20 protein-coding genes are annotated in these 21896 nt (G+C 53.9%); 11 read left to right on the top strand and 9 right to left on the bottom strand.

The window, feature by feature from the left end; translation table 11 throughout:
* Positions 1 to 70 precede the first annotated feature (70 nt).
* Together ACOTX1_RS08065 and ACOTX1_RS08070 are read left to right on the top strand one after the other, a co-directional pair.
* Positions 71 to 2236 (top strand): type I secretion system permease/ATPase, encoded by a 2166-nt coding sequence (locus ACOTX1_RS08065; RefSeq protein ID WP_023314117.1) that lies wholly within the window; start codon positions 71 to 73, stop codon positions 2234 to 2236.
* Positions 2233 to 3408, top strand: coding sequence for an HlyD family type I secretion periplasmic adaptor subunit (locus ACOTX1_RS08070; RefSeq protein WP_022651165.1), 1176 nt, complete (start codon positions 2233 to 2235; stop codon positions 3406 to 3408). Before ACOTX1_RS08065 ends, ACOTX1_RS08070 begins: the two co-directional genes overlap by 4 nt.
* Before the next feature lie 33 nt (positions 3409 to 3441).
* Here ACOTX1_RS08070 and ACOTX1_RS08075 read toward each other — a convergent pair whose 3' ends face one another.
* Positions 3442 to 4326: a hypothetical protein gene (locus ACOTX1_RS08075; protein WP_032634546.1), complete on the bottom strand. Its 885-nt coding sequence runs from the start codon at positions 4324 to 4326 to the stop codon at positions 3442 to 3444.
* A gap of 285 nt (positions 4327 to 4611) precedes the next feature.
* Here ACOTX1_RS08075 and ACOTX1_RS08080 point away from each other — a divergent pair, with 285 nt between their 5' ends.
* Positions 4612 to 6069 (top strand): EAL domain-containing protein, encoded by a 1458-nt coding sequence (locus tag ACOTX1_RS08080; protein WP_023314118.1) that lies wholly within the window; start codon positions 4612 to 4614, stop codon positions 6067 to 6069.
* Positions 6070 to 6152: 83 nt separating this feature from the next.
* Here the strand turns inward: ACOTX1_RS08080 and ACOTX1_RS08085 are convergent, their stop codons facing one another.
* From ACOTX1_RS08085 to ACOTX1_RS08110, 6 genes are all read right to left on the bottom strand, one after another.
* The gene (locus tag ACOTX1_RS08085; RefSeq protein WP_044596271.1) at positions 6153 to 6431 is read right to left on the bottom strand and encodes a biofilm development regulator YmgB/AriR family protein; all 279 of its coding nucleotides are present in this window, start codon (positions 6429 to 6431) and stop codon (positions 6153 to 6155) included.
* Positions 6432 to 6454: 23 nt separating this feature from the next.
* Complete coding sequence (locus tag ACOTX1_RS08090; RefSeq protein ID WP_003857266.1) at positions 6455 to 6754, bottom strand: hypothetical protein; 300 nt, start codon at positions 6752 to 6754, stop codon at positions 6455 to 6457.
* 118 nt (positions 6755 to 6872) lie between these two features.
* Positions 6873 to 7112: a regulatory protein YcgZ gene (gene ycgZ, locus ACOTX1_RS08095; RefSeq protein ID WP_003857265.1), complete on the bottom strand. Its 240-nt coding sequence runs from the start codon at positions 7110 to 7112 to the stop codon at positions 6873 to 6875.
* A 188-nt stretch (positions 7113 to 7300) separates the two neighbouring features.
* Positions 7301 to 7573 (bottom strand): DUF883 family protein, encoded by a 273-nt coding sequence (locus ACOTX1_RS08100; protein ID WP_003857263.1) that lies wholly within the window; start codon positions 7571 to 7573, stop codon positions 7301 to 7303.
* A gap of 184 nt (positions 7574 to 7757) precedes the next feature.
* On the bottom strand, positions 7758 to 8363 hold the full coding sequence (locus ACOTX1_RS08105) for a hypothetical protein (protein ID WP_023314119.1): 606 nt from the start codon (positions 8361 to 8363) through the stop codon (positions 7758 to 7760).
* A 487-nt stretch (positions 8364 to 8850) separates the two neighbouring features.
* Positions 8851 to 9393, bottom strand: a complete 543-nt coding sequence (locus ACOTX1_RS08110; RefSeq protein ID WP_023314121.1) for a hypothetical protein — start codon at positions 9391 to 9393, stop codon at positions 8851 to 8853.
* A 340-nt stretch (positions 9394 to 9733) separates the two neighbouring features.
* Here ACOTX1_RS08110 and ACOTX1_RS08115 point away from each other — a divergent pair, with 340 nt between their 5' ends.
* The 3 genes from ACOTX1_RS08115 (at position 9734) to ACOTX1_RS08125 (ending at position 13011) form a co-directional block, all read left to right on the top strand.
* Positions 9734 to 10009, top strand: a complete 276-nt coding sequence (locus tag ACOTX1_RS08115; protein ID WP_003857256.1) for a metal/formaldehyde-sensitive transcriptional repressor — start codon at positions 9734 to 9736, stop codon at positions 10007 to 10009.
* A gap of 32 nt (positions 10010 to 10041) precedes the next feature.
* Positions 10042 to 11160, top strand: coding sequence for an S-(hydroxymethyl)glutathione dehydrogenase/class III alcohol dehydrogenase (locus tag ACOTX1_RS08120; RefSeq protein WP_003857251.1), 1119 nt, complete (start codon positions 10042 to 10044; stop codon positions 11158 to 11160).
* 159 nt (positions 11161 to 11319) lie between these two features.
* Complete coding sequence (locus ACOTX1_RS08125) at positions 11320 to 13011, top strand: methyl-accepting chemotaxis protein (protein ID WP_023314123.1); 1692 nt, start codon at positions 11320 to 11322, stop codon at positions 13009 to 13011.
* 41 nt (positions 13012 to 13052) lie between these two features.
* Here ACOTX1_RS08125 and ACOTX1_RS08130 read toward each other — a convergent pair whose 3' ends face one another.
* Positions 13053 to 13976: a LysR substrate-binding domain-containing protein gene (locus tag ACOTX1_RS08130; protein WP_003857247.1), complete on the bottom strand. Its 924-nt coding sequence runs from the start codon at positions 13974 to 13976 to the stop codon at positions 13053 to 13055.
* Positions 13977 to 14203: 227 nt separating this feature from the next.
* Here ACOTX1_RS08130 and hglS point away from each other — a divergent pair, with 227 nt between their 5' ends.
* Positions 14204 to 15547 carry a 2-oxoadipate dioxygenase/decarboxylase HglS gene (gene hglS / locus ACOTX1_RS08135; protein ID WP_023314124.1) on the top strand — a complete coding sequence of 448 codons (1344 nt, stop codon included), beginning with the start codon at positions 14204 to 14206 and terminating at the stop codon, positions 15545 to 15547.
* 42 nt (positions 15548 to 15589) lie between these two features.
* Positions 15590 to 17095, top strand: a complete 1506-nt coding sequence (locus tag ACOTX1_RS08140) for a carboxylesterase/lipase family protein (protein WP_023314125.1) — start codon at positions 15590 to 15592, stop codon at positions 17093 to 17095.
* Here the strand turns inward: ACOTX1_RS08140 and ACOTX1_RS08145 are convergent.
* Positions 17082 to 17924: a LysR family transcriptional regulator gene (locus ACOTX1_RS08145; RefSeq protein WP_022651173.1), complete on the bottom strand. Its 843-nt coding sequence runs from the start codon at positions 17922 to 17924 to the stop codon at positions 17082 to 17084. The two genes, ACOTX1_RS08140 and ACOTX1_RS08145, sit on opposite strands and share 14 nt — an antisense overlap.
* Before the next feature lie 113 nt (positions 17925 to 18037).
* Between ACOTX1_RS08145 and ACOTX1_RS08150 the strand changes: the two genes are divergently transcribed.
* From ACOTX1_RS08150 to ACOTX1_RS08160, 3 genes are all read left to right on the top strand, one after another.
* Positions 18038 to 19207 (top strand): pyridoxal phosphate-dependent aminotransferase, encoded by a 1170-nt coding sequence (locus ACOTX1_RS08150; protein ID WP_023314126.1) that lies wholly within the window; start codon positions 18038 to 18040, stop codon positions 19205 to 19207.
* Between the two features lie 10 nt (positions 19208 to 19217).
* Complete coding sequence (locus ACOTX1_RS08155; protein ID WP_023314127.1) at positions 19218 to 19991, top strand: ABC transporter substrate-binding protein; 774 nt, start codon at positions 19218 to 19220, stop codon at positions 19989 to 19991.
* Positions 19992 to 20221: 230 nt separating this feature from the next.
* Entirely contained in the window at positions 20222 to 21877 is a 1656-nt protein-coding gene (locus ACOTX1_RS08160; protein ID WP_032634169.1) for a glucan biosynthesis protein D, read from the top strand.
* The last annotated feature ends 19 nt before the right edge of the window (positions 21878 to 21896 follow it).

Here is a 21896-nt window from a genome sequence, read left to right on the forward strand (position 1 = left end):
TCGATTTCTAATCATCCCGGAAAGGTATCATTTCAGTGCGAAATCATCGCCCTGAACAGGACGTAGCATTATGAAGACACATCCACAGTACGAACCCTGGTTGCAGGGCATGCTCATCATCGCGAAATATTATCGGCTGGATTTTTCGGCGGAGCATGTTCGGGTCACGATTAACCATGAAAGCCAGTCGCCACGCCAGCTGGTGCTGGAGGAGATGGCGCGCCAGCTTGGGCTGGGGATGCGGTGGGTGGCGGCGGAAGCCCTATCGCTCGATCCCTGGCGTTTACCGCTGCTGGCGGAGTTTACCGGCGGGCAAATTGCGGTCATCAACCGTATGGACAACGATGGGAACGTCAGCGTGCAGTTTAGCGGCGACGGCGGCCTGGAGACAACGCTGACGCGGGACGATCTCGGTTCGCGGTTAAAGGGGCTGATGGTGCTGCGTCCCCTAGAGTCCACGCCGGATGCGCGCGTGGATGATTACATCAAACCCTATGAGAAAAACTGGTTCTGGCAGCTGGCGCTGAAAGACTGGCGTCGTTACAGCGATATTATGCTGGTGGCGCTGGTCGCCAACGTGCTGGCGCTTTCCGGCATGGTCTTCTCCATGCAGGTCTACGACAGGGTGGTACCGTCGCAGTCAGAAGCCACGCTGTGGGTGCTGTTTGGCGGCGTGATGATTGCCATCGTGTTCGAATTCATCATGCGCATGCTGCGCGTGCACATTTCTGACGTGGTGGGGAAGCGCGCCGATCTGCGCATCTCTGAACGCGTCTTTGCCCACGCGCTGCGGATTAAAAACGGCGCACGCTCGAAATCAACCGGATCGTTTATCGCGCAGATCCGCGAGCTGGAGTCGGTGCGCGAGCTGATCACCTCGACGACCATTGCGGCCCTCTCCGATCTGCCGTTCTTCCTGCTGTTCGTCTTCATTCTGTGGATGATTGGTGGTCCGCTGGTGCTGGTGGTCCTGCTCGCCGTGCCGCTGTTGCTTATTCCTGGCCTGCTGGTGCAGCGCCCGCTGGGGAAACTCTCCAGCGAAGGGATGCGTGAATCGGCGATTCGCAACGCCACGCTGGTGGAAGCGGTGCAGGGGCTTGAGGACATCAAGCTGATGCGCGCTGAGCAGCGGTTCCAGAACCAGTGGAATAACACCAATGACGTTGCCGCCAGCGTCGGCATGAAGCAGCGCTGGCTGACGGGGCTGCTGCTAACCTGGACCCAGGAGGTGCAATCTATCGTCTACGCCGTGGTGCTGCTGGTGGGGTGTTACCTGGTCATCAGCGGTGACATGACCACCGGTGCGCTGGTGGGCACCTCGATTCTGGCGTCCCGGACCATTGCGCCGCTGTCGCAAATTTCTGGCGTGCTTTCCCGCTGGCAGTCAGCAAAGGTGGCCCGCAAGGGACTGGATGACCTGATGCAGCGCCCGATTGACGATCCCCAGCACGGAAAGAAGGTGCATAAAGCCCACCTGCGCGGTGATTATCTGCTGGACGACGTGGGGTTTTATTACGACGAAGAAGAGAAGCTCACCGTGCTGAATATCAGCAAACTACGCATTCGCGCCGGGGAGCGCGTGGCGGTGCTCGGGCGGAATGGTTCGGGGAAAAGCACCTTGCTGCACCTCCTCGCGGGAATGCAGGAGCCGCAGCAGGGCAGCATTTTGCTGGACGATATTGCTCTCAATCATCTTGACCCGGCCGACGTGCGCCGCGATATGCAGTTGCTCAGCCAGCAGGCGCGGCTGTTCTTCGGCTCCGTACGCGACAACATCCTGATGGGTAATCCGCTGGCGACAGACGAGGAAATCCATCAGGCGCTGGTCAACAGCGGCGCGCTGGAGTTTGTGCGCAAGCAGAAAATGGGGCTAAACACCATCATCAACGAGGGCGGAACGGGGCTTTCCGGCGGGCAACGTCAGGCGCTGCTGCTGGCGCGCGCGCTGATCACCTCGCCGAATATTCTGCTGCTGGATGAACCCACCGCCTGGCTGGATGAGGTCAGCGAGAAGCAGTTTATCCAGCATCTGCACCAGTGGCTCGGTAAGCGCCGGACGCTGGTGGTGGCGACGCATCGCCTGCCGATTCTGGACCTGGTTGACCGCATCATCGTCCTGGAAAACGGCAAAGTGGTGATGGATGGCCCTCGTGATGCCATTTTACGCCAGCACGGAATGGCCCCGCAGCAGGCGCCGCAGCGTACGGTTAAACTGAAAACGGAGGGCGTGGCATGAATGATTTCTCCCGCTTTAATAGCCGACTGAAGGAGCCCCGCCTGCCGCGTTCGTCGCTGGTGGCATGGTCGCTGTTTGCCCTGCTGGTGGTGTTTATTACCTGGGCCAGCCTGTTCCAGCTGGATGAGGTCACGACGGGCAGTGGCAAGGTGATCCCGTCCTCCCACGAGCAGGTGATCCAGTCCCTGGAAGGGGGGATTATTCACAGTCTGATGGTGCGCGAAGGCGACATCGTCGAGCGTGGTCAACAGCTTGCCCAACTGGACCGGACGAAAACCGAGTCCAGCGTGCTGGAGAGCGAGTCTCGATTAAACGCTGCAATGGCGACGGCCGCGCGTCTGAATGCTGAGGTGAACGACACCGGGCTGACATTCCCGGCAGAGCTGGATGACGACGTTGAGCTGGTCAAACAGGAAACGGCGCTTTATCAGTCACGTCGCGAAAGCCTTGAAAAAGGGCTGGCGGGTTTACGCCAGGGAGCGGATCTCGTGCAGCGTGAACTGGCATTAACGCGCCCGCTGGTGACGCAGGGGGCGGCCAGTAAGGTCGAAGTCTTACGCCTTGAACGCCAAAAAAATGAGCTGGAGAGCAAAATCACCGAGATGAAAAACCAGTACTACGTTCGCGCCCGCGAAGAACTGGCGAAAGCGAACGCAGAAATAGAGGCGCAGCGTTCGGTCATGAAAGGACGCGAAGATTCACTCACCCGCTTAACGTTTAATGCGCCGGTGCGTGGCATCGTGAAGGATATTGACGTGACGACGGTGGGCGGGGTGATCCCGCCGAACGGCAAACTGATGAGCCTGGTACCGCTTGATGACCAGATGGTGATAGAAGCGAAAATCTCGCCGCGCGATGTCGCGTTTATCCATCCCGGGCAAAAAGCGCTGGTGAAAATCACCGCCTATGATTACTCGATCTACGGCGGGCTGGAAGGGGAGGTGACGATGATTTCCCCGGATACCCTTCAGGACGAGGTGAAACGGGATGTTTATTATTATCGCGTTTATATTCGTACAGACAGTAACCATCTGACCAACAGGCAGGGCAAGGCGTTCCCGGTGTTCCCGGGCATGATAGCCACAGTTGATATCAAAACCGGCAGTAAATCCGTCATTGATTATCTGCTGAAACCGTTGAATAAGGCAAAAGAGGCGCTGCGCGAGCGGTAAGAAAGGCGTTCAGCAAACCGAACGCCCGTCAGATCAGAGTGTAGGCGTCATGTTGACAGCATGGCGTCGTTCTTTTGGTACCACATTGATGTAATGTGTGACATACGCAAAATATAATCCGGCATAATTTTCGACAAGCTCGATAAAGGCCGGATAAATTGACATCCGGCCATCGCCGCGATCTTTAAGATAACCTGCCTCCTGCGCCGATTTGATAATGCGGTTGACGTGAATACGCGAGACGAAAAATTCTTTTGCCAGCGTGCTGGCTGAATACGCTATTATGGCACCGTGTGCTGTTTTGTTTTTAATGGCCTGCAAATAGAGATAGAGCATAATCATTCGTCCACCATCCTTATCAATAAATAAACCCACCTCCGGAAGCACTTTCCTGAATGTTAATCCGCGGAAAAGGTACTCTGCGGCGCGCCGGAAAAAGTTGTGCCTCAGAATGTCATTGTCCAGAAGGTTAACATTAATGTTGAATGCCGGATAAAGAATGCTGACAGGCGTAAACGCCCCGGACATATAGCGTTTAAGCTCATCGAGTCCTTTTTCCGTCGGCGCAATTTTTGTTTTTCGGCGATCTTCACTACAGCGCCAGGTCTTAATTCGCCCGGTAGTTTTAAGTATGGTAATGATCGCGATAACACTGTTAGGGCTGGCGATATTATAACGGGTGCATAGCGCCTTAATCTCTGAAACTGACTCAGCCTGATTGCCAAAAACAAAACAACACATGGACAGTATTATGTTGAAGCGTGATTCCTGAAGCATCGTTTTGTAGAACAAGGGTTGTTTTTTATAAATGGCATCATTAATTCTGTAGTGTTCTGTTATAGCTTCACCAAATCGCGGGTTGTTTTTAATGACATCCCTTCGATGTAGCAAAGCCCTGGATGAGATGTGATTATCCATAGCATTTTCTCTTTTTGTCTGGGCCGATAAGATGAAGTGTCCGGTCTTCTTTTTCGGAATTTTCATTATACCTCGAGAAATGCATATTTACTGTCGTTATATGAAAAGAAAGTAATATTTATGCTGCATATGGATGAGTCGGTTGATTAACGCAAAAATGTTCCTGTGCATAACATTGATAACGGTTTATTAACCAAACAGGGTGCGGTAAAATTATTCAATGCGACAAAGAGTATTGGCTTTAATTACAGATGGGAATACTATTTGCATTCTCAGGAGCAGGTTATGTCTCAAAATTTACCTTTTATACAAGGTACGTGCTACAAGCAACGGTTTGTTATTTCAGCCTGCGGTTTCACCTTCGAGGGGTATAGCCTGCTTCTGAAGTCACGTGGCGTAAACGCCACGCGGCTCCATTTTGAAGAGGATGAGGTTTGCTCAGGTGATGTTCAGAAAATGATGCAAAATCAACCACCTGAAGTTGCTGTTTTTCTTGGTCGCGACGTCGCTGCCTTTCTTGAAAGCCTGAAGCAGTTGGTATCGGTGCTGAATGCGCTGCCGGTTATTTGTAGCGTGACGCTGTATGGCGCAATACCAGAGAGATGGCTTTATGCCACGTTGTGTAGTCTCGTTAATAATACCAAATCGTTATCGATGATCAGGATAGCGAATATTTCAGACGTAATGGACTGTGCAGACAACATTTATGACGTGCATACCGATTCGTCACGCATATTGCGTGATGGACCCGAGAAAGAAGGTAAAGAAAGTCTGAATGGTTTAACAAAGCGCGAATTAACCGTATTGCTGAGTTTTTATCGGGGTATTTCGATAAAAGAGCAGTCTGCGAGGTTAGGGTTGTCAGATAAAACCATTTATACCCATAGAAAAGTGGGGTTGGATAAATTATATCTTATCAGGGTGTGGTTTAGCGATGCACGTGTTTTCAGAGATGAAGTCTGTGCAGTAAAAAATAATCCGCAGGGGTTTTCGGATGCGGAAATTGATATTTTGCAGGCGTTACATAAGCGGGAAATCTTTGCGGCTTATCAAATTATTACCGATGGCGATAAAAAAGGAGTAGGCTTTGAAATTCTGCTGCGCTGGCATAAAAACGGTCAGGTTCTGAAGGCTGCCCAATTTCTGGGTGGGGTGAAAAATGGCGAAATATGGCTCAAGCTGACGGCGTTAGTCATCCACGCGGCCGTGTCAGGTATCAACAGATACAATGGGAAATATTATTTTTCGGTTAATATTCCGCCTCCACTGGCTACCGGGAACGCGCTGCCGGGAATGGCGAAAAAAGCCGTTGAGATGTTACTGAAGCCGCAGTGGGCCGGGAAACTTGTCTTTGAATTAGCTGAAGCGATTGATGTGACAAAGGATCCAAATATTCCTGTCACTCTTCAGCGTTTACGCGCCGAGGGGTGTCGGCTGTTTCTGGATGATTGCTTTTCCAGAGATTACGCTATGTTACCCATCCGACAGATTAATGTTGATGGATTGAAGCTTGACCGCGATATAGTTGAGCACTTTGTTGCTAACGACAATGACTATAGCATTATTAAAGCGATACAGATATATAGCGACATGACGGGAAGGGAATGCGTTGCGGAAGGCGTCGATAGCGAAGAAAAATTTGAAAAACTTGTCGCGTTAGGTGTTAAACGCTTTCAAGGATATTATCTTTCCCGGGCGGTTAAAGAAGAAGAGCTTGATCGAATGGTACGGCTATTTAGTTAATGGGTTCACTATGCTGGTGGTACGACAGAGAAACTTTTCTACCACCAGCAAAAACAGTCACTCACCAGCGCAATAATCTGTTATCAGATATCATCGCGCGTAAAACCGACAACAATTTCAAGCGTATTTCGAATGACATCGCAGGCTTCGGGCTCCTCGGTAATTTCGAGGGCGTGAATCAGTTGCAGGATAATCTCTTTATTAGAGAGATTGTCACCGGTCAGCATAATACAGCGTATTGCCGAGCCCAACACTTCAACCTCACCACTGAGATGTTTTCCTGCATTAAGAAAATGTTCCGCCAGTCCTTTATCGTGCAAGGCTTCAAAATTATACGTCTGCTGCATAATCGCTTTACTCATGGTGGTCACCGTTTCGGTTAAAATTAGTGTTTCTTGTCTGGGGTCAAAAGCGTGTTGTGAGTAAAGAGAGATCGCATGCGACCCATGTCATAATTGCCCATCACTCTTCCCCGGTCGTGCGAGACGCCGGTTACACGCTGGCGCACTTCATCTTCAGCGGCAATCAATGCATTTTTACGTTCATCATTTGATTCAACGTTAGCCATCGCCCGCAGGCGATTAGCAAGAGACACAAAGGTAATAGGTCCGTTCTCTTTCAGTATGGATAATACGGCCTCACCGATAAGGTCATCCTTAAGTCGTTCAAATTTAGTTCTATGCATACCTTCAATCTCACTCTGCTACACGCGGCAGGCTGTAGCATGGGGTTAGTCATCGCATTCAGAAGCTCTATTCTCACTCAGCATGACTAACTTAGTAAGTTAAAAAACAGTGTTCAGGTTAACGCTCGAAGAAGAGGGCTATCAAACCGTTGTAGTGCGCTTTCTCAACGTCAGACGTGGATTCTTCAATTCTGCGCAACAGCTTTGTACAAATTGTCATTCTGCTCAGTTGTACATTTTCTTTGATGATCTCACTGACGATGGCACCAAGGGTTTCCTGCTGTGTTGGGACGTTATCCTTGTTAAAATACAAGGTTATAGCGCTTTCTGCTGTAGAGGGAGCATGGTTGCGACGCATAATTTTCCACCGTTAACAAACAATTTTGTAACATCACTGGGATCGAATTTATACTATATGGTCAAATCTGTACATCAAAATTGTACAACTTTTTCGTATGGATTGAGCTTTTATCAGGAGAACTATCAAGATTAGGGGGGGAAGAGAAGGAAAGAGGGGGAAAAGAAAAGGCCCCGGAGGGCCTGAAATTATTTACGTCCCAGCAGAAGTCCCAGAACGATACCTACCGCACCCGCAGCGATTAAGCCCGTTAACGGGTTATTTCTGACGGCTTCAGTAACATCCGAGACGGCATCACTGGCCTGGGCAGCATATTTTTTCGCTGCACCTTTCACCTGGTGTTTAGGGGAGTCAACGAATTCACCAAACTGCTGCTGCGCAGAGCCGGATAATTCATCAAGTTTGTTTTTGGCTTTATCGCCAGCGTATTGTGCATTTTTATCAGTGTCGAAATCAGACATTCCAGCCTCCTTTTGTTGATAGTCTAAGGATAGACGCTGATTTCAGGCGTGAGCGAGAATTCGCTGAAATCGACGCCTGATTGCCCCTTTTTAGGATATGTCTTTCTTACATGACAACCCTAACGTCCTTAGGATGTTGTTGATCACTATTTCCCTCGCCGTCTCTCTACGCAGTGCGAAGAGATTATTTTTGTCGTGCGCGAGCGGGAAAGGTAACGTAATAACCAAGGGATGCGGCCAGGCACAGCATATAACCGAACGATTCCGAACCTTCCTCCACGGCGTTTTTCACGACACGCATATAGCCATGCTCCAGGATGGCGTGCCACAGCACCTGCATTCCAAAGAGGCGGGAGAAGACCAGTACAGCCAGCAGGCCGCTCAACAGAATACCGTACCAGGGGGATTGGGTATATTTTGCCAGCTGTTCCAGGGTAGCACGAAAATGCATAACGGGGCGAATTAACGCCAGCACAGCGGTAATCAGCGCGAACCACACCCAACTCCCATGAGAAATGAGATCAAAAAGCGCGTCCAGCTCACGAATTAACATTGTCAGGAAAAATCCGCCCACCAGAATATTACAGTAACGCATGGATTCGTACATTTTCGCCAGACGAAAATGGAGAAAGACAATACTCGCTAATACCGTTTCCTGCATAATTTCGGTCAGTGATAATTCCGGAATATCATGGCCGACAAACCGCATATCAACCCAAAGACAAAGTACAATAAGTGCGCAAGCGGCCGCCGCGCCAACGAAGAATAAAAAGCTCTTTAGTACAATCATTAACACCACCATTTTGTTTGTAGCGAGTATGTTAGGTGACGAGAATGTTATTTCTGTTCACAATGTGCCATATAAGTGCGGATTTTTAACATTTTGAGCTAAATAGGGTTGGTCGAGGTGGGGGTAAACCCTAAATATGGTTGCACCATCTCTGAGAGAGACGTTAAGGGTAAACCCCAACCGCTCGTTAAACAGCTGTAGCTGCTCAACATAGAACTCGTTGAAGCAGGTCGAATATTCCAGATACAGCATTTCCGCTTCTCCACACCCGAGCTGGCAGGCGAAGAAAGAGTGGCTAAGTCAGCAGCTGGTGACCAGCATGTGTTTAAGTGCTAAATGCCGCAAGGCCAATAACACCGCGGCCGCAGTTGTACAGACAGGCTATAGTGATCTCCTTTGCCTGCTCAATACGGATCTTAACTTGAGTTTAAAACTGGCCGCAATTTTTAGGTATGGCCATCTGGTTTTGAATTCATTGATAGCTACTTCATACAATGTAGAAATACACTGCGGGTATTATAATTACTATTATTAGCAATAAAATATTTGTTGTTTTTTTACTGACGTTTGATGGCAGGCCATTTTTACTAACATACAATATCGCTTCAAAAAGAAACCAGTACATAGAAATACAAACAATGAAAAATAAAGGCATTATTGTTTTTGATATACCTTCAGAGAAGGATAATATTAAGGTTAACCCTGTCATCATGCCGACCATCGTAGAAGCATACGCTTTCCCTACTTTGATAACAGGGAAAATAATGAGTGTATATATGAGTTTATTATATTTTTTCTTGACATTTATGCTGCCGACAAATCGAAGTGTCAGAGACGTAATAGACGTTGCTATTACAAGCATTGCTGCAAGAGAATGAGGGGCCATATGTTCTTCAATGATAGTTTCTATCTCCTGAGTATATTTATCACTAAGGAAATTGAAAGGTATCAATACAACCAAACTAAGAAGAAAGAAAAATAAACTATCTTTGCATAATGCATATATACTTCGTCTTAAGAAAATGCTCATTAAAAGCCCTTAATAAAAGTTTTCAATCATAAAAAGCATTTGACATTTAAAAATGTTAACTATCGCCTATTAGTCTATTCCTCATTGTATTCTTAAGAAACCTACAGTCTTTGGTGGGGACGGGAATTTGCGTGAATGCAGAAACCTTCAAAAATGCGGATACGACGGTATTTATTACAACTATGTTTTTACAGAATGTGTCATAGCTTAGTTCAGATGTTCGAGTTAAGAAAAGAAACACACTATAAATTACATGATACCTGATACCCTCATAAAACTTAATGTTTACATTAACTTCCCATGAAGGATACAATACCCCCCTATAGTATCAGGAGGGCGTATGCCGCATTCACCCGAAGATAAAAAACGTATTCTGACCCGCGTCCGCCGCATTCGGGGCCAGGTTGATGCCCTTGAACGCGCCCTGGAATCGGGCGATCCCTGTCTCGCCATTTTGCAGCAAATCGCCGCCGTGCGCGGCGCTGCCAATGGCCTGATGGGGGAAATGGTTGAAATTCACCTCAAAGATGAGCTGGTGACGGGGGAGACCACCCCGGATCAGCGGGCTGTGCGGATGGCGGAAGTCGGCCATTTACTGCGCTCTTATCTAAAATAAATCCACACACCTCACAACAAGGGAAAGACATCATGAAATCTCGCGCAGCTGTCGCGTTCGGCCCAGGCCAGCCGCTGAAAATCGTTGAAATTGATGTTGCTCCGCCGAAGAAAGGCGAAGTGCTGATCAAAATTACCCACACCGGCGTTTGCCATACCGATGCGTTTACCCTGTCCGGTGACGATCCGGAAGGCGTATTCCCGGCGGTGCTCGGCCACGAAGGGGGCGGTGTGGTGGTGGAAGTGGGTGAAGGCGTCACCAGCCTGAAGCCCGGCGACCATGTGATCCCGCTCTACACCGCAGAGTGCGGCGAGTGTAAGTTCTGCAAATCCGGCAAAACTAACCTCTGCCAGGCCGTGCGCGCCACGCAGGGTAAAGGTCTTATGCCGGACGGCACCACCCGTTTCTCCTATAACGGCGAGCCCATTTATCACTACATGGGGACCAGCACCTTCAGCGAATACACGGTGTGCGCCGAGATCTCACTGGCGAAAGTGAATCCGCAGGCCCCGCTGGATAAAGTCTGTCTGCTCGGCTGCGGTGTCACCACCGGTATCGGCGCGGTGCATAACACGGCGAAAGTGAAAGAGGGTGACACCGTGGCGGTGTTCGGCCTCGGCGGGATCGGTCTGGCAGTCATCCAGGGCGCGGTACAGGCGAAAGCTGGCCGCATCATTGCTGTGGATACCAACCCGGAAAAATTTAAGCTCGCAGGTGAGATGGGCGCGACCGATTTCATCAACCCGAAAGACTACGACAAACCGGTTCAGGAGGTGATCGTTGAGCTGACCGACGGCGGCGTGGACTTCAGCTTCGAATGTATCGGCAACGTCGATGTGATGCGCTCAGCGCTTGAGTGCTGCCACAAAGGCTGGGGCGAGAGCATCATTATCGGTGTGGCCGGCGCGGGTCAGGAGATCAAAACCCGTCCCTTCCAGCTGGTGACAGGGCGCGTATGGCGCGGGTCGGCATTTGGCGGCGTGAAAGGCCGTACCCAGCTGCCGGGCATGGTTGAAGATGCGATGGTCGGTAAAATTCAGCTCGACCCGTTCATTACGCACCGCCTGCCGCTGGAGCAGATCAACGAAGCCTTCGATCTGATGCACGAAGGAAAATCTATTCGTACCGTTATCCATTTCGGCGACAACTGATTATTCTGCCAGCGGTTTTTTCCGCTGGCATTTCTTCCCTGATCTTTTCTAAAGTGTGACCTGTCTGGCGCTTTTAACCGTAATCTAATTCTACGCCGTGCCGATGACTCTTTTACAGGCGTGTTTTTACGCATCTTACCTATAAGAGAGTCGACGGTCATGGACAACACAACATCGATGCAGGCGCAGCATAAGCTGAGTTTCTTGCACCACATCCGGCTGGTTCCGCTGTTTTCCTCCATTCTCGGTGGCATTATTCTCCTGTTTGCATTGAGCTCGGGTCTGGCAGGCTATTTCCTGCTCCAGGCCGATAACGATCAGCAGGATGTTACGGCAGAAATCCAGGTGCGCACCGGGCTGTCAAACAGTTCCAACCATTTACGCACCGCCCGTATCAACATGATCCACGCGGGGGCGGCGAGCCGTATCGCGGAGATGGAGGCGATGAAACAAAACATCGCTGAGGCTGAGACCCGCATCAGGCAGTCGCAGGATGGATTTGCCGCCTATATGAAGCGCACTATTCGCACACCGGCTGATGAAGCGCTGGACGGCGATCTGAAAGCCCGCTATGACGCCTACATCGCCGGTATGCAGCCGATGCTGAAATATGCCAAAAACGGCATGTTTGAAGCCATTATTAACCACGAAAATGAGACCGCGCGTCCGCTGGACGATGCCTATAACGCGGTGCTGTTGAAGGCGATAAAAATCCGCACCGAACGCGCCAACGCGCTGACGGCGCAGGCTCACACCCGCACCCGGCTGGGGCTGATGTTTATGTTCGGCGCGTTTGGCCTGGCGCTGGCGCTGGCGGTGATCACCTTTGTGGTGCTGCGCCGTACGGTGATAAACCCGCTCCAGCGAGCCGCTACGCGTATCGAAAATATCGCGAAAGGCGATTTGACCATGCCGGACGAACCGACCGGGCGCAGTGAAATTGGCCGCCTTACGCGCGATCTGCAAACGATGCAGCACGCGCTGGTGACCACCGTAGGCACCGTGCGGCAAGGGGCGGAGGAGATCTACCGGGGAACCAGCGAGATCTCCGCGGGTAACACCGATCTCTCTTCCCGTACTGAGCAGCAGGCGGCGGCGATTGAACAGACGGCGGCCAGCATGGAGCAGCTCACCGCGACGGTGAAACAGAACGCCGATAACGCGCATCATGCAAGTAAACTGGCAGAAGATGCCTCCGGGAAGGCCAGCCGCGGGGGGCAGATGGTCTCCGGCGTGGTGAAAACCATGGGTAATATTTCCACTAGCTCGAAGAAGATCTCTGAAATTACCGCCGTGATTAACAGCATCGCGTTCCAGACCAATATTCTGGCGCTCAACGCGGCGGTCGAGGCGGCGCGTGCGGGTGAACAGGGACGCGGCTTTGCGGTCGTGGCGAGTGAAGTTCGCACCCTGGCAAGCCGCAGCGCAAACGCGGCGAAAGAGATTGAAAGCCTGATTAATGAATCGGTGTCGCTTATCGATCAGGGTTCCGGGGAGGTGGTTGCAGCGGGCAATACCATGAATGAAATCGTCGAGGCGGTTAAACGCGTCACCGATATCATGCTGGAGATTGCAGCGGCGTCCGATGAGCAGAGCCGCGGCATCGTTCAGGTGAGCCAGGCGATTTCCGAGATGGATAAGGTGACGCAGCAGAATGCCTCGCTGGTGGAAGAAGCTTCTGCGGCAGCGGCTTCGCTGGAGGAGCAGGGCGCACGTCTGACGGAAGCCGTTGGCGCGTTTCGTCTCAACGGGGCGCGTGCAGGACGGGCTCCAGCCGCTGCAAACGCAGCGAAACCCGCGCCTTTAACCCCGGCGGCGGTCGTCTCAGGTGATAACTGGGAAACGTTCTGAGTAAGACAGACCCGCCCTCGCGGCGGGTTCTGCGTTTATGGTCAGAGAGGCATTGATTTACGAATGGCGCTTAACAGCGTTTGGGCACCTTCAGAGAGCGGGGCATCTACCCGCGTCAGGATCCCAATCGGTTCTCCCGCGCCGGGCGATGTTACCGGCAGCGCCGTAAGCACGCCGCGTCGCAGATCGTCCTTCACCGCGCCGGACGGCACAAACCATACGTAGTCATAATCCACCGTAAGCTGGCGCGACAGCGACGCCGAGAGCGTTTCAATACACCCGGAAGGCAGCGTGCAGCCCTGCATTTGCAGCAACGCTTCCGCATTCTGACGCGGAACGGTTCCTTTTGGTGAGACCACCACCGGCCACTCCATCACACGGCTCAGGGTCACGGTGTCCTGCAACAGGGGATGATTCGGACGCACGACCAGCTTCAGCGATTCCAGGAACAGCAGCTCGTAGTTCAGGCCGCTCATCAGTTCCGGATCGGACATCCGCCCAATGCCCAGATCCAGCTCGCCTGACTTCAGGCCCGCCAGCAGCATGGTGTTATTCATGGTCGCGACCTGAAGCGTGGCGTGCTTTTGCTGACGGTGGAACTGGCCGATCGCCGCAGGCAGTATGCCCAGCGCCGCCGTTGGCAGCGCGCCCACGCGCACGATGTCGCTGGCCGGCTCCTCTTTACGGTTTAACGCCTGACCGGCGGTATTGAGGGCATCGAGAACTTTAACGGCATGCGTCAGGAACTGTTCGCCCACGAGCGTAAGCTGAGCCCCCAGACGGCCGCGATCGAACAGGCGGGTTCCGGTAAGCTGTTCCAGTTCGTTCAGCGTTTTGGAGAGTGCAGGCTGACTGAGGTTAAGGGTTTCAGCCGCTCGCCCCAGCGTTCCCTGTTGAGCGACGGCCACAAAAGTATGCAAATGGCGCAAGCGTATGCGCTGACTGAACAGACCATTTTTTTCCATAGGCGATGTTAAAAACAGAGCGACGCGGGTGACAAGTTAAGATGTTTGAATTTGATAACCTGATAGCAAAATATTTTTAACATTTGATCTGTTTGAGTTACAACCGTTTTTCGAAAATGCCCACGCTTTGACCACTCGTCTGCCTGGATCACAATTCGTAAATTCTTCCCAACGAAAGGAACGGGCTTCTCTACACTCCAGGTAGTATTCACTGGAGGCATGACATCATGGCGAACACCATCACGGCTGATGATATTCGGGAACACTTTTCGCAGGCTATGTCGGCGATGTACCAGCAGGAAGTTCCGCAGTACGGCACCTTGCTGGAACTGGTGGCGGACGTTAACCTGGCGGTTCTGGAAAATAACCCACTTTTACATGAACAACTGGCGAACGCAGACGAACTGGCGCGCCTGAATGTTGAACGTCACGGTGCGATCCGCGTTGGCACCGCGCAGGAGCTTTCCACCCTGCGCCGGATCTTCGCCATTATGGGCATGTACCCGGTCAGCTACTACGATCTCTCCCAGGCGGGCGTGCCCGTCCACTCGACGGCGTTTCGTCCGACAGACGATGCGGCGCTCTGCCGTAATCCGTTTCGCATTTTTACCTCGCTGCTGCGCCTGGAGCTGATTGAAAACGTTGCGCTGCGCGAAAGGGCGGCGGAGATCCTCTCCCGGCGCAACATCTTTACGCCGCGCTGTCTGGAACTGATCGACCTGCATGATGCGCAGGGACACTTTACCGAGGCACAGGCGCGCGAATTTGTGCAGGAAGCCTTAGAAACCTTCCGCTGGCATCGCCATGCGACGGTCGATCAGGAAACCTATCTGGCGCTGAGCAACGAACATCGCCTGATTGCCGACGTGGTCTGTTTCCCGGGGTGCCACATCAACCATCTCACGCCGCGCACGCTGGATATCGACCGGGTGCAGGAGCTAATGCCGAAGTACGGCATCGAGCCGAAAATCCTGATTGAAGGCCCGCCGCGCCGCGAGGTGCCGATCCTCCTGCGTCAGACCAGCTTTAAGGCGCTGGAGGAGCCGGTGCTGTTCGCGGGGGAACACAAGGGCACACATACCGCGCGTTTCGGTGAGATTGAGCAGCGCGGCGTGGCGCTTACGCCGAAAGGGCGCGAGCTGTACGACAGCCTGTTAAACCAGGCCGGGACCGGCAAAGACAACCTGACCCACCAGCTTCACCTGCGCGAAATCTTCAGCGCCTTCCCGGACAGTGAAATGTTCCTGCGCCGTCAGGGGCTGGCTTATTTCCGCTACCGTCTGACCCCGACAGGTGAGGCGCATCGTCATGCATTTCGTCCCGGCGACGATCCGCAGCCGCTGATCGAACGCGGCTGGGTTGTGGCACAGCCCATCACCTACGAGGATTTTCTGCCCGTCAGCGCGGCGGGGATCTTCCAGTCGAATCTTGGCAATGAAACGCAGGCGCGCAGCCACGGCAATGCCAGCCGCAATGCCTTCGAAGCCGCGCTCGGCTGTGCGGTGTATGACGAGTTTTCGCTTTACGAGGAGGCGGAAGTGCGCAGCAAACAGCGTTGCGGTTTGCTCTGAAACCGTTACTCTGCAAGGGTGTGATGGAAAAAGAAGGTTGGTATGGAAAATCCCTCTGCCCCTGTGGTTGAAACGCGCCAGGGCGCACTGATTGGTTTTACTGAAGGCGATACCCATGTGTGGTGTGGCATTCCCTATGCGGCACCCCCTGTTGGCCCGTGGCGCTGGCGCTCCCCGCGTCCCCCTGCACGCTGGGATGGCGTGCGTCCGGCGACGGCGTTCTCCGCCTCCAGCTGGCAGAGCAGCGAAAGCTGCCAGGAGCTGGGCGGCGGCGATCCCGGCCAGTTCTCTGAAGACTGCCTGTACCTTAACGTCTGGTCGCCAGTGGCACGCGCCGATCCGCTTCCGGTGATGGTCTGGCTGCACGGCGGAGGATTTACCCTCGGCGCTGGCGGGCTGCCTCCGTATAACGGCAGGGCGCTGGCGAAGCGTGGCACGGTGGTGGTGACGATCAATTACCGTCTCGGCCACCTCGGCTTTTTTGCTCATCCGGCGCTGGAGGGGGAGGAAGAGCGCGTGGTGCATAACTTCGCACTGCTCGATCAGATCCAGGCCCTGGAATGGGTGCGCGATAACATTGCCGCGTTCGGCGGCGATCCTGAGAACATCACCGTATTTGGCGAGTCGGCCGGTGCGCGCAGCGTGCTGTCGCTGATGGCTTCCCCGCTTGCAGGAGGACTGTTCCATAAAGCCATTGTGCAAAGCGGGTACACGCTGCCCGACACCCCGCGCGAGCAGGCCCTGCATAAAGGCGAAGCGATTGCCGCCCATTTCGGCCTGCACAATGCTACCGCGGAACAGCTTCGCGCGATCCCGCCTGAGGCGTTCTGGCCGCTGACCTCGCCGTTGAATATCGCCCCTGCGCCCATCGTGGGGGATTGCGTTTTGCCTGAGGCCATGCTCGACGTTTTCTTCGCGGCCCGCCAGCATCCTGTACCGGTGATGATTGGGTCGAACAGCGACGAAGCCAGCGTGATGTCGGTATTCGGGGTCGATCTGGCCGGGCAGATCCAGAAGCTCCGCCGTGAGCGGCGCTTTGGCCTGGGGCTGATAAAGCTGCTTTATCCTGGCGTGAAGGGCGATGAGGAACTTGGCAGGCAGGTATGCCGCGACATGGCCTTCACCACCATGGGATACGTGGTAATGCAGGCCCAGCAGCGGGCGGGCGGCCTGTGCTGGCGATACTGGTTTGATTATGTGGCCGAAGCAGAGCACGCGACGTACATCAACGGCGCCTGGCACGGCAACGAAGTGCCCTACGTCTTCGATACCCTTGGACAGGTGGAACCTTCGCGGCAGTATGTGAATGAACGCGATCTGGCCTTCGCCGCTCAGGTGGCGGACTACTGGGTGAGCTTCGCCCGGGATGCGGGGGCACGCGATAGCCTGGCAGGGCCCACGCGCTGGCCCGCCTGCCGGAAAGGGCGGGACGTGCTGTTACGTATTGGTGTGAATAAACATGCAGGTTTTCGGCTTGAAAACCGCTTCATGCGTGCCCGTATGAGCCTCTTCAAACGGGTGATGAAACACCACGTCAGCCTCGACTGAGCAGACAGGCGCGAAACGCATCCAGCCCGTTTTCCGGGCCGGGTGCGTCGCGTAATACCAGCCGGTAGCTCGCCCCCGTTTTTATGCTCGTGTCAAAAGGGCGCATCAGCCGTCCGGCGCGCACGTCCTCCTCCACCAGCGTTTCATCCGCGATGGCGATGCCCAGTCCCTGAATGGCGGCGGTAATGGCGAGATCCATGGTTTCGAAGTGTTGATTTTTGAGCATAGCTGGCGGCGGACCCGGCTGTTTCGCCAGCCACAGCGTCCAGTCCGTTTTGTCCCGCGTGGGGTGAAGGAAGGTGAGTGCTTCCAGCGCAGAGCCGGCCCGTAGCGGGCTCATCACCGGGGTTAAGGCCTCTTCGAACAGCAGATCGCCGGCGCTCATGTGCGTCCCAAACACAATCGCCGCGTCACAGGATTCGGTTTTGAAATTGACGTTGTGATCGGTGGTGGTGGTCAGCGCAATCTGGAGTTCCGGCTGTTCGCGCTCCACCTGTAGCAGACGCGGCACCAGCCAGCGCATCGCGCAGGTAGGCGCTTTCAGACGGATTACGGTCTGGTGCGTTCGCGCCTGTTCAGCAACGTTCAGCAGGTGCTCAAAGGCAGATTGCAGCTCCGGCAGCAGGGCGCTTCCCTGTGAGGAGAGACGCAGGCCGCGGGCATGGCGCTCGAACAGCGGGAAGCCGAACCAGCTTTCCAGCGAGGCGATTTTACGGCTTACCGCCCCCTGCGTCAGACAAAGCTCCTTCGCGGCATGGGTAAGATTCAGGTGACGCGCGGTCACGATGAACGTCTCTACGGCATTAAGCGGAAATGAACGACGCGACATATCTCACCTTAGCTATGCATTTTTGTCATGGCTATTATGACAACAATTCGATTGTCCCGGCAATGAAGTTGTTGTTTGAATAGTTATGCATTCACCACGAGAAGGGACAGAGGATGACTTTGAAAACGCCGGTGCAGACACGATCCAAATTGCCCGATGTAGGAACCACCATTTTTACCGTTATCGGCCAGCTTTCAGCCCGGCATAACGCCATCAACCTTTCTCAGGGTGCGCCGAATTTTTCCTGCGACCCAAAACTTATCTCCGGCGTGACCCGCGCCATGGAGGCAGGGTATAACCAGTACGCCTCCATGACCGGTCTGCAACCGCTCAGAGAGCGCATCGCGGACAAAATTGCCACGCTCTATGGCACACACTATGACCCGGCGAGTGAGGTGCTGGTGACCGCCAGCGCCAGCGAAGGGCTTTACTCAGCCATCAGCGGGCTGGTTCATCCTGGAGACGAGGTGATCTATTTCGAGCCCTCCTTTGACAGCTATGCGCCGATTGTCCGTCTGCAAGGAGCGACGCCGATTGCCATTAAACTGACGGTACCGGATTTTGCCGTGAACTGGGATGAAGTACGGGCGGCTATAACCCCACGCACGCGGATGATCATCGTCAATACGCCGCACAACCCGAGCGGACAGGTGTTTTCAGCCGCCGATCTGCACCAGCTGGCAGCGCTGACGCGCCACACCGACATCATCATTTTGTCTGACGAAGTGTATGAGCACGTCGTTTTTGATGGCGAACCGCACCACGGAATGGCGACGCACCCGCAGCTGGCGGAGCGCAGCGTGATTATTTCTTCTTTCGGAAAAACCTATCACGTCACCGGCTGGCGCGTGGGTTATTGTGTGGCACCCGCGGAACTGATGGATGAGATATGTAAAGTCCATCAATTTTTAATGTTCTCGGCCGATACGCCGATGCAGTACGCGTTTGCCGAACACATGACCGATCCGCAAACCTGGCTGTCGCTGGCGGCGTTTTATCAGCGCAAGCGCGATCTGCTGCAAAGTTTGCTCGCCGACTCACCGTTCAGGCTGCTACCAAGTGCCGGTTCGTTCTTCCTGCTGGCGGATTACAGCGGCTTTAGCGACGAGCGCGACAGCGAGATGGTGAAAAGGCTGATTGTCGAGTACGGGGTTGCCACCATTCCGCTGTCGGCGTTTTATGCCGATGGCACGGACAATAAGTTAATCCGTCTCTCTTTTGCGAAAGATGAGGCGACGTTACGGGCAGGTGCCCAGGCCCTTTGTCGGGTTACACCACGTTAAGGAATTTGAGATGAAATTACACGCGTTAGTTGTCGGCATGGGACTGTTGTGTTCATTCTCGTCGTTTGCCGCCACCGAGTTGCGATACGGGCTGGAAGCGGAATATCCACCGTTTGAAAGCCGCAATGCGTCAGGGGAGCTGGAAGGGTTTGACGTAGAGCTGGGAAATGCCATCTGTAAAGCCGCCGCGCTGAAGTGCAGCTGGGTTGAAACCTCGTTTGATGCGCTGATCCCCGGTCTGGTGGCGAAAAAGTTCGACGCCATAAACTCGGCGATGAACATCACCGAACAGCGTCGCAAAAGCATTGATTTCACCCAGCCCATCTATCGCATTCCCTCCCAGCTGGTGGGCAAAGCCGGTTCTGCGGTAGAGGCTACCCCCGAAGGGCTGAAGGGCAAAACCATCGGCGTTCTTCAGGGTTCAATTCAGGAAACTTACGCCAAAGAGCACTGGGAAAAGCACGGTGTCACCGTGGTGTCTTATAAAGATCAGAATATGGCCTGGGGAGATCTGCTGAATGGCCGCATCGATGCCTCGCTGGTCATGTCAGCGGCCGGGCAGGCAGGTTTCCTCAGTAAGCCGCAGGGTAAAGGGTTTGGCTTTATCGGCAAACCGGTGTCCGACGACACCATCCTCGGCAGTGGGATCGGCTTTGGGCTGCGTAAGGGGGATGAGGCCACCAAAAAGCAGCTTGATGCCGCAATTGATAAAGTACGTGCCGACGGCACGATCGCTAAACTGGCTGATAAGTACTTCCCGGGTATCGATGTCAGCGTAAAATAACCGCCTCGTTGGTCCCGGCTGTCGATGTCCAGCCGGGACATTTTTATACATAACTTTACCCCTTTTTCAGGCCGTTCTGGTCGACAGAAAATATTTCTCGGTTTGTTCAGATAATCACCCGCCAACAATTGGATTCTTAACCGTTTTTGTTTAGGCTGTGCGTTCTTTCTTGCCGTCATTTCGCTGCGCGCGAAACTCATTCACACGACCATAAGGACGTTTTCTCAGGCATGAATCGCAGACGTTTTCTCAAAGGTTCCCTGGCAATGGCTGCCCTGAGCGGCACTTCTGGCCTTGCTTCTCTGTTTTCCCAGGCGGCGTATGCTGCTGACTCCGACATTGCCGACGGTCAGAGCCGTCGCTTTGACTTCTCTGTTCTGCAATCCATGGCGCACGATCTGGCGAAAACCCCGTGGGGCGGTGCGCCGCGTCCACTGCCGGAAACGCTGGCCACCATGACGCCGCAGGCGTACAACGCCATCCGTTACGATGAGAAGCAGTCGCTGTGGAATAACATTGAAGGCCGTCAGCTGGACGCCCAGTTCTTCCATATGGGGATGGGATTCCGCCGCCGCGTGCGCATGTTCTCGCTGGATCAAACCACCTCTCAGGCGCGTGAGATCCACTTCCGGCCTGAGCTGTTCAGCTATGGCGATACGGGCGTGGATACCAAACAGCTTGAAGGGCAGAGTGACCTCGGCTTCGCCGGATTCCGCGTCTTTAAAGCGCCGGAACTGGCGCGACGCGATATCGTTTCGTTCCTGGGCGCGAGCTACTTCCGCGCAGTGGATGATACCTACCAGTACGGCCTTTCCGCGCGCGGGCTGGCGGTAGATACCTTTACCGACACCCCGGAAGAGTTCCCGGATTTCACCTCCTTCTGGTTTGAAACCGTTAAGCCGGGTGATACCACCTTTACCGTCTATGCGCTGCTGGACAGCCCGAGCATTACTGGTGCCTATAAGTTTGTGATCCACTGCGAGAAGAGCCAGGTGATCATGGACGTCGAAAACCATCTCTATGCGCGCAAAGACATCAAGCAGCTTGGCATCGCGCCAATGACCAGCATGTTTAGCTGCGGTAACAACGAACGCCGCATGTGCGACACCATTCATCCGCAGATCCACGATTCAGACCGCCTGGCGATGTGGCGCGGTAACGGGGAGTGGATCTGCCGACCGCTGAACAACCCGCAAAAGCTGCAATTTAACGCCTACCTGGATAAAAACCCGAAAGGCTTTGGTTTGTTGCAGCTTGACCGTGACTTCTCCCATTACCAGGACGTCATGGGCTGGTATAACAAGCGGCCAAGCCTGTGGGTCGAGCCGCGCAACAACTGGGGGAAAGGTTCCATTGCTCTGATGGAGATCCCGACAACCGGCGAGACACTCGATAACGTGGTCTGCTTCTGGCAGCCAGAGAAACCGGTGCAGGCGGGTGATGAGCTGGACTTCAAATACCGTCTTTACTGGAGCGCGCAGCCGCCGGTGCGTTCCCCGCTGGCAAATGTCTACGCCACCCGTACCGGTATGGGCGGCTTCCCGGAGGGCTGGGCGCCGGGTGAAAATTACCCGAAAGTGTGGGCCCGTCGCTTTGCCATTGATTTCGTCGGGGGCGATCTGAAGGCCGCCGCACCGAAGGGCATTGAGTCGGTGATCACCCTGTCCAGCGGTGAAGCGAAGCAGGTGGAGATCCTCTACGTCGAGCCGTTCGACGGATATCGCATTCTGTTTGACTGGTATCCAACCTCTGACTCCACCGAGCCGGTGGATATGCGCCTATTTCTGCGCTGTCAGGGCGATGCCATCAGCGAGACCTGGCTGTACCAGTACTTCCCGCCCGCGCCGGACAAACGTAACTACGTTGACGACCGGATCATGCGCTAGTCTTTATGGGTTTGTGCCG

This window comes from Enterobacter cloacae complex sp. IR5401 (genome assembly GCF_049238425.1).
GTDB lineage: Bacteria > Pseudomonadota > Gammaproteobacteria > Enterobacterales > Enterobacteriaceae > Enterobacter > Enterobacter hormaechei_C.

What these genes read in the sequence shown, in the direction of transcription:
- ACOTX1_RS08145 (WP_022651173.1), bottom strand. Translation starts at nt 17,924, where the DNA reads ATGTCGCGTCGTTCATTTCCGCTTAATGCCGTAGAGACGTTCATCGTG.
- ACOTX1_RS08080 (WP_023314118.1), top strand. Translation starts at nt 4,612, where the DNA reads ATGTCTCAAAATTTACCTTTTATACAAGGTACGTGCTACAAGCAACGG.
- ACOTX1_RS08130 (WP_003857247.1), bottom strand. Translation starts at nt 13,976, where the DNA reads ATGGAAAAAAATGGTCTGTTCAGTCAGCGCATACGCTTGCGCCATTTG.
- ACOTX1_RS08110 (WP_023314121.1), bottom strand. Translation starts at nt 9,393, where the DNA reads ATGAGCATTTTCTTAAGACGAAGTATATATGCATTATGCAAAGATAGT.
- ACOTX1_RS08120 (WP_003857251.1), top strand. Translation starts at nt 10,042, where the DNA reads ATGAAATCTCGCGCAGCTGTCGCGTTCGGCCCAGGCCAGCCGCTGAAA.
- ACOTX1_RS08075 (WP_032634546.1), bottom strand. Translation starts at nt 4,326, where the DNA reads ATGGATAATCACATCTCATCCAGGGCTTTGCTACATCGAAGGGATGTC.
- ycgZ (WP_003857265.1), bottom strand. Translation starts at nt 7,112, where the DNA reads ATGCGTCGCAACCATGCTCCCTCTACAGCAGAAAGCGCTATAACCTTG.
- ACOTX1_RS08090 (WP_003857266.1), bottom strand. Translation starts at nt 6,754, where the DNA reads ATGCATAGAACTAAATTTGAACGACTTAAGGATGACCTTATCGGTGAG.
- ACOTX1_RS08065 (WP_023314117.1), top strand. Translation starts at nt 71, where the DNA reads ATGAAGACACATCCACAGTACGAACCCTGGTTGCAGGGCATGCTCATC.
- hglS (WP_023314124.1), top strand. Translation starts at nt 14,204, where the DNA reads ATGGCGAACACCATCACGGCTGATGATATTCGGGAACACTTTTCGCAG.
- ACOTX1_RS08115 (WP_003857256.1), top strand. Translation starts at nt 9,734, where the DNA reads ATGCCGCATTCACCCGAAGATAAAAAACGTATTCTGACCCGCGTCCGC.
- ACOTX1_RS08125 (WP_023314123.1), top strand. Translation starts at nt 11,320, where the DNA reads ATGGACAACACAACATCGATGCAGGCGCAGCATAAGCTGAGTTTCTTG.
- ACOTX1_RS08105 (WP_023314119.1), bottom strand. Translation starts at nt 8,363, where the DNA reads ATGATTGTACTAAAGAGCTTTTTATTCTTCGTTGGCGCGGCGGCCGCT.
- ACOTX1_RS08160 (WP_032634169.1), top strand. Translation starts at nt 20,222, where the DNA reads ATGAATCGCAGACGTTTTCTCAAAGGTTCCCTGGCAATGGCTGCCCTG.
- ACOTX1_RS08085 (WP_044596271.1), bottom strand. Translation starts at nt 6,431, where the DNA reads ATGAGTAAAGCGATTATGCAGCAGACGTATAATTTTGAAGCCTTGCAC.
- ACOTX1_RS08155 (WP_023314127.1), top strand. Translation starts at nt 19,218, where the DNA reads ATGAAATTACACGCGTTAGTTGTCGGCATGGGACTGTTGTGTTCATTC.
- ACOTX1_RS08070 (WP_022651165.1), top strand. Translation starts at nt 2,233, where the DNA reads ATGAATGATTTCTCCCGCTTTAATAGCCGACTGAAGGAGCCCCGCCTG.
- ACOTX1_RS08100 (WP_003857263.1), bottom strand. Translation starts at nt 7,573, where the DNA reads ATGTCTGATTTCGACACTGATAAAAATGCACAATACGCTGGCGATAAA.
- ACOTX1_RS08150 (WP_023314126.1), top strand. Translation starts at nt 18,038, where the DNA reads ATGACTTTGAAAACGCCGGTGCAGACACGATCCAAATTGCCCGATGTA.
- ACOTX1_RS08140 (WP_023314125.1), top strand. Translation starts at nt 15,590, where the DNA reads ATGGAAAATCCCTCTGCCCCTGTGGTTGAAACGCGCCAGGGCGCACTG.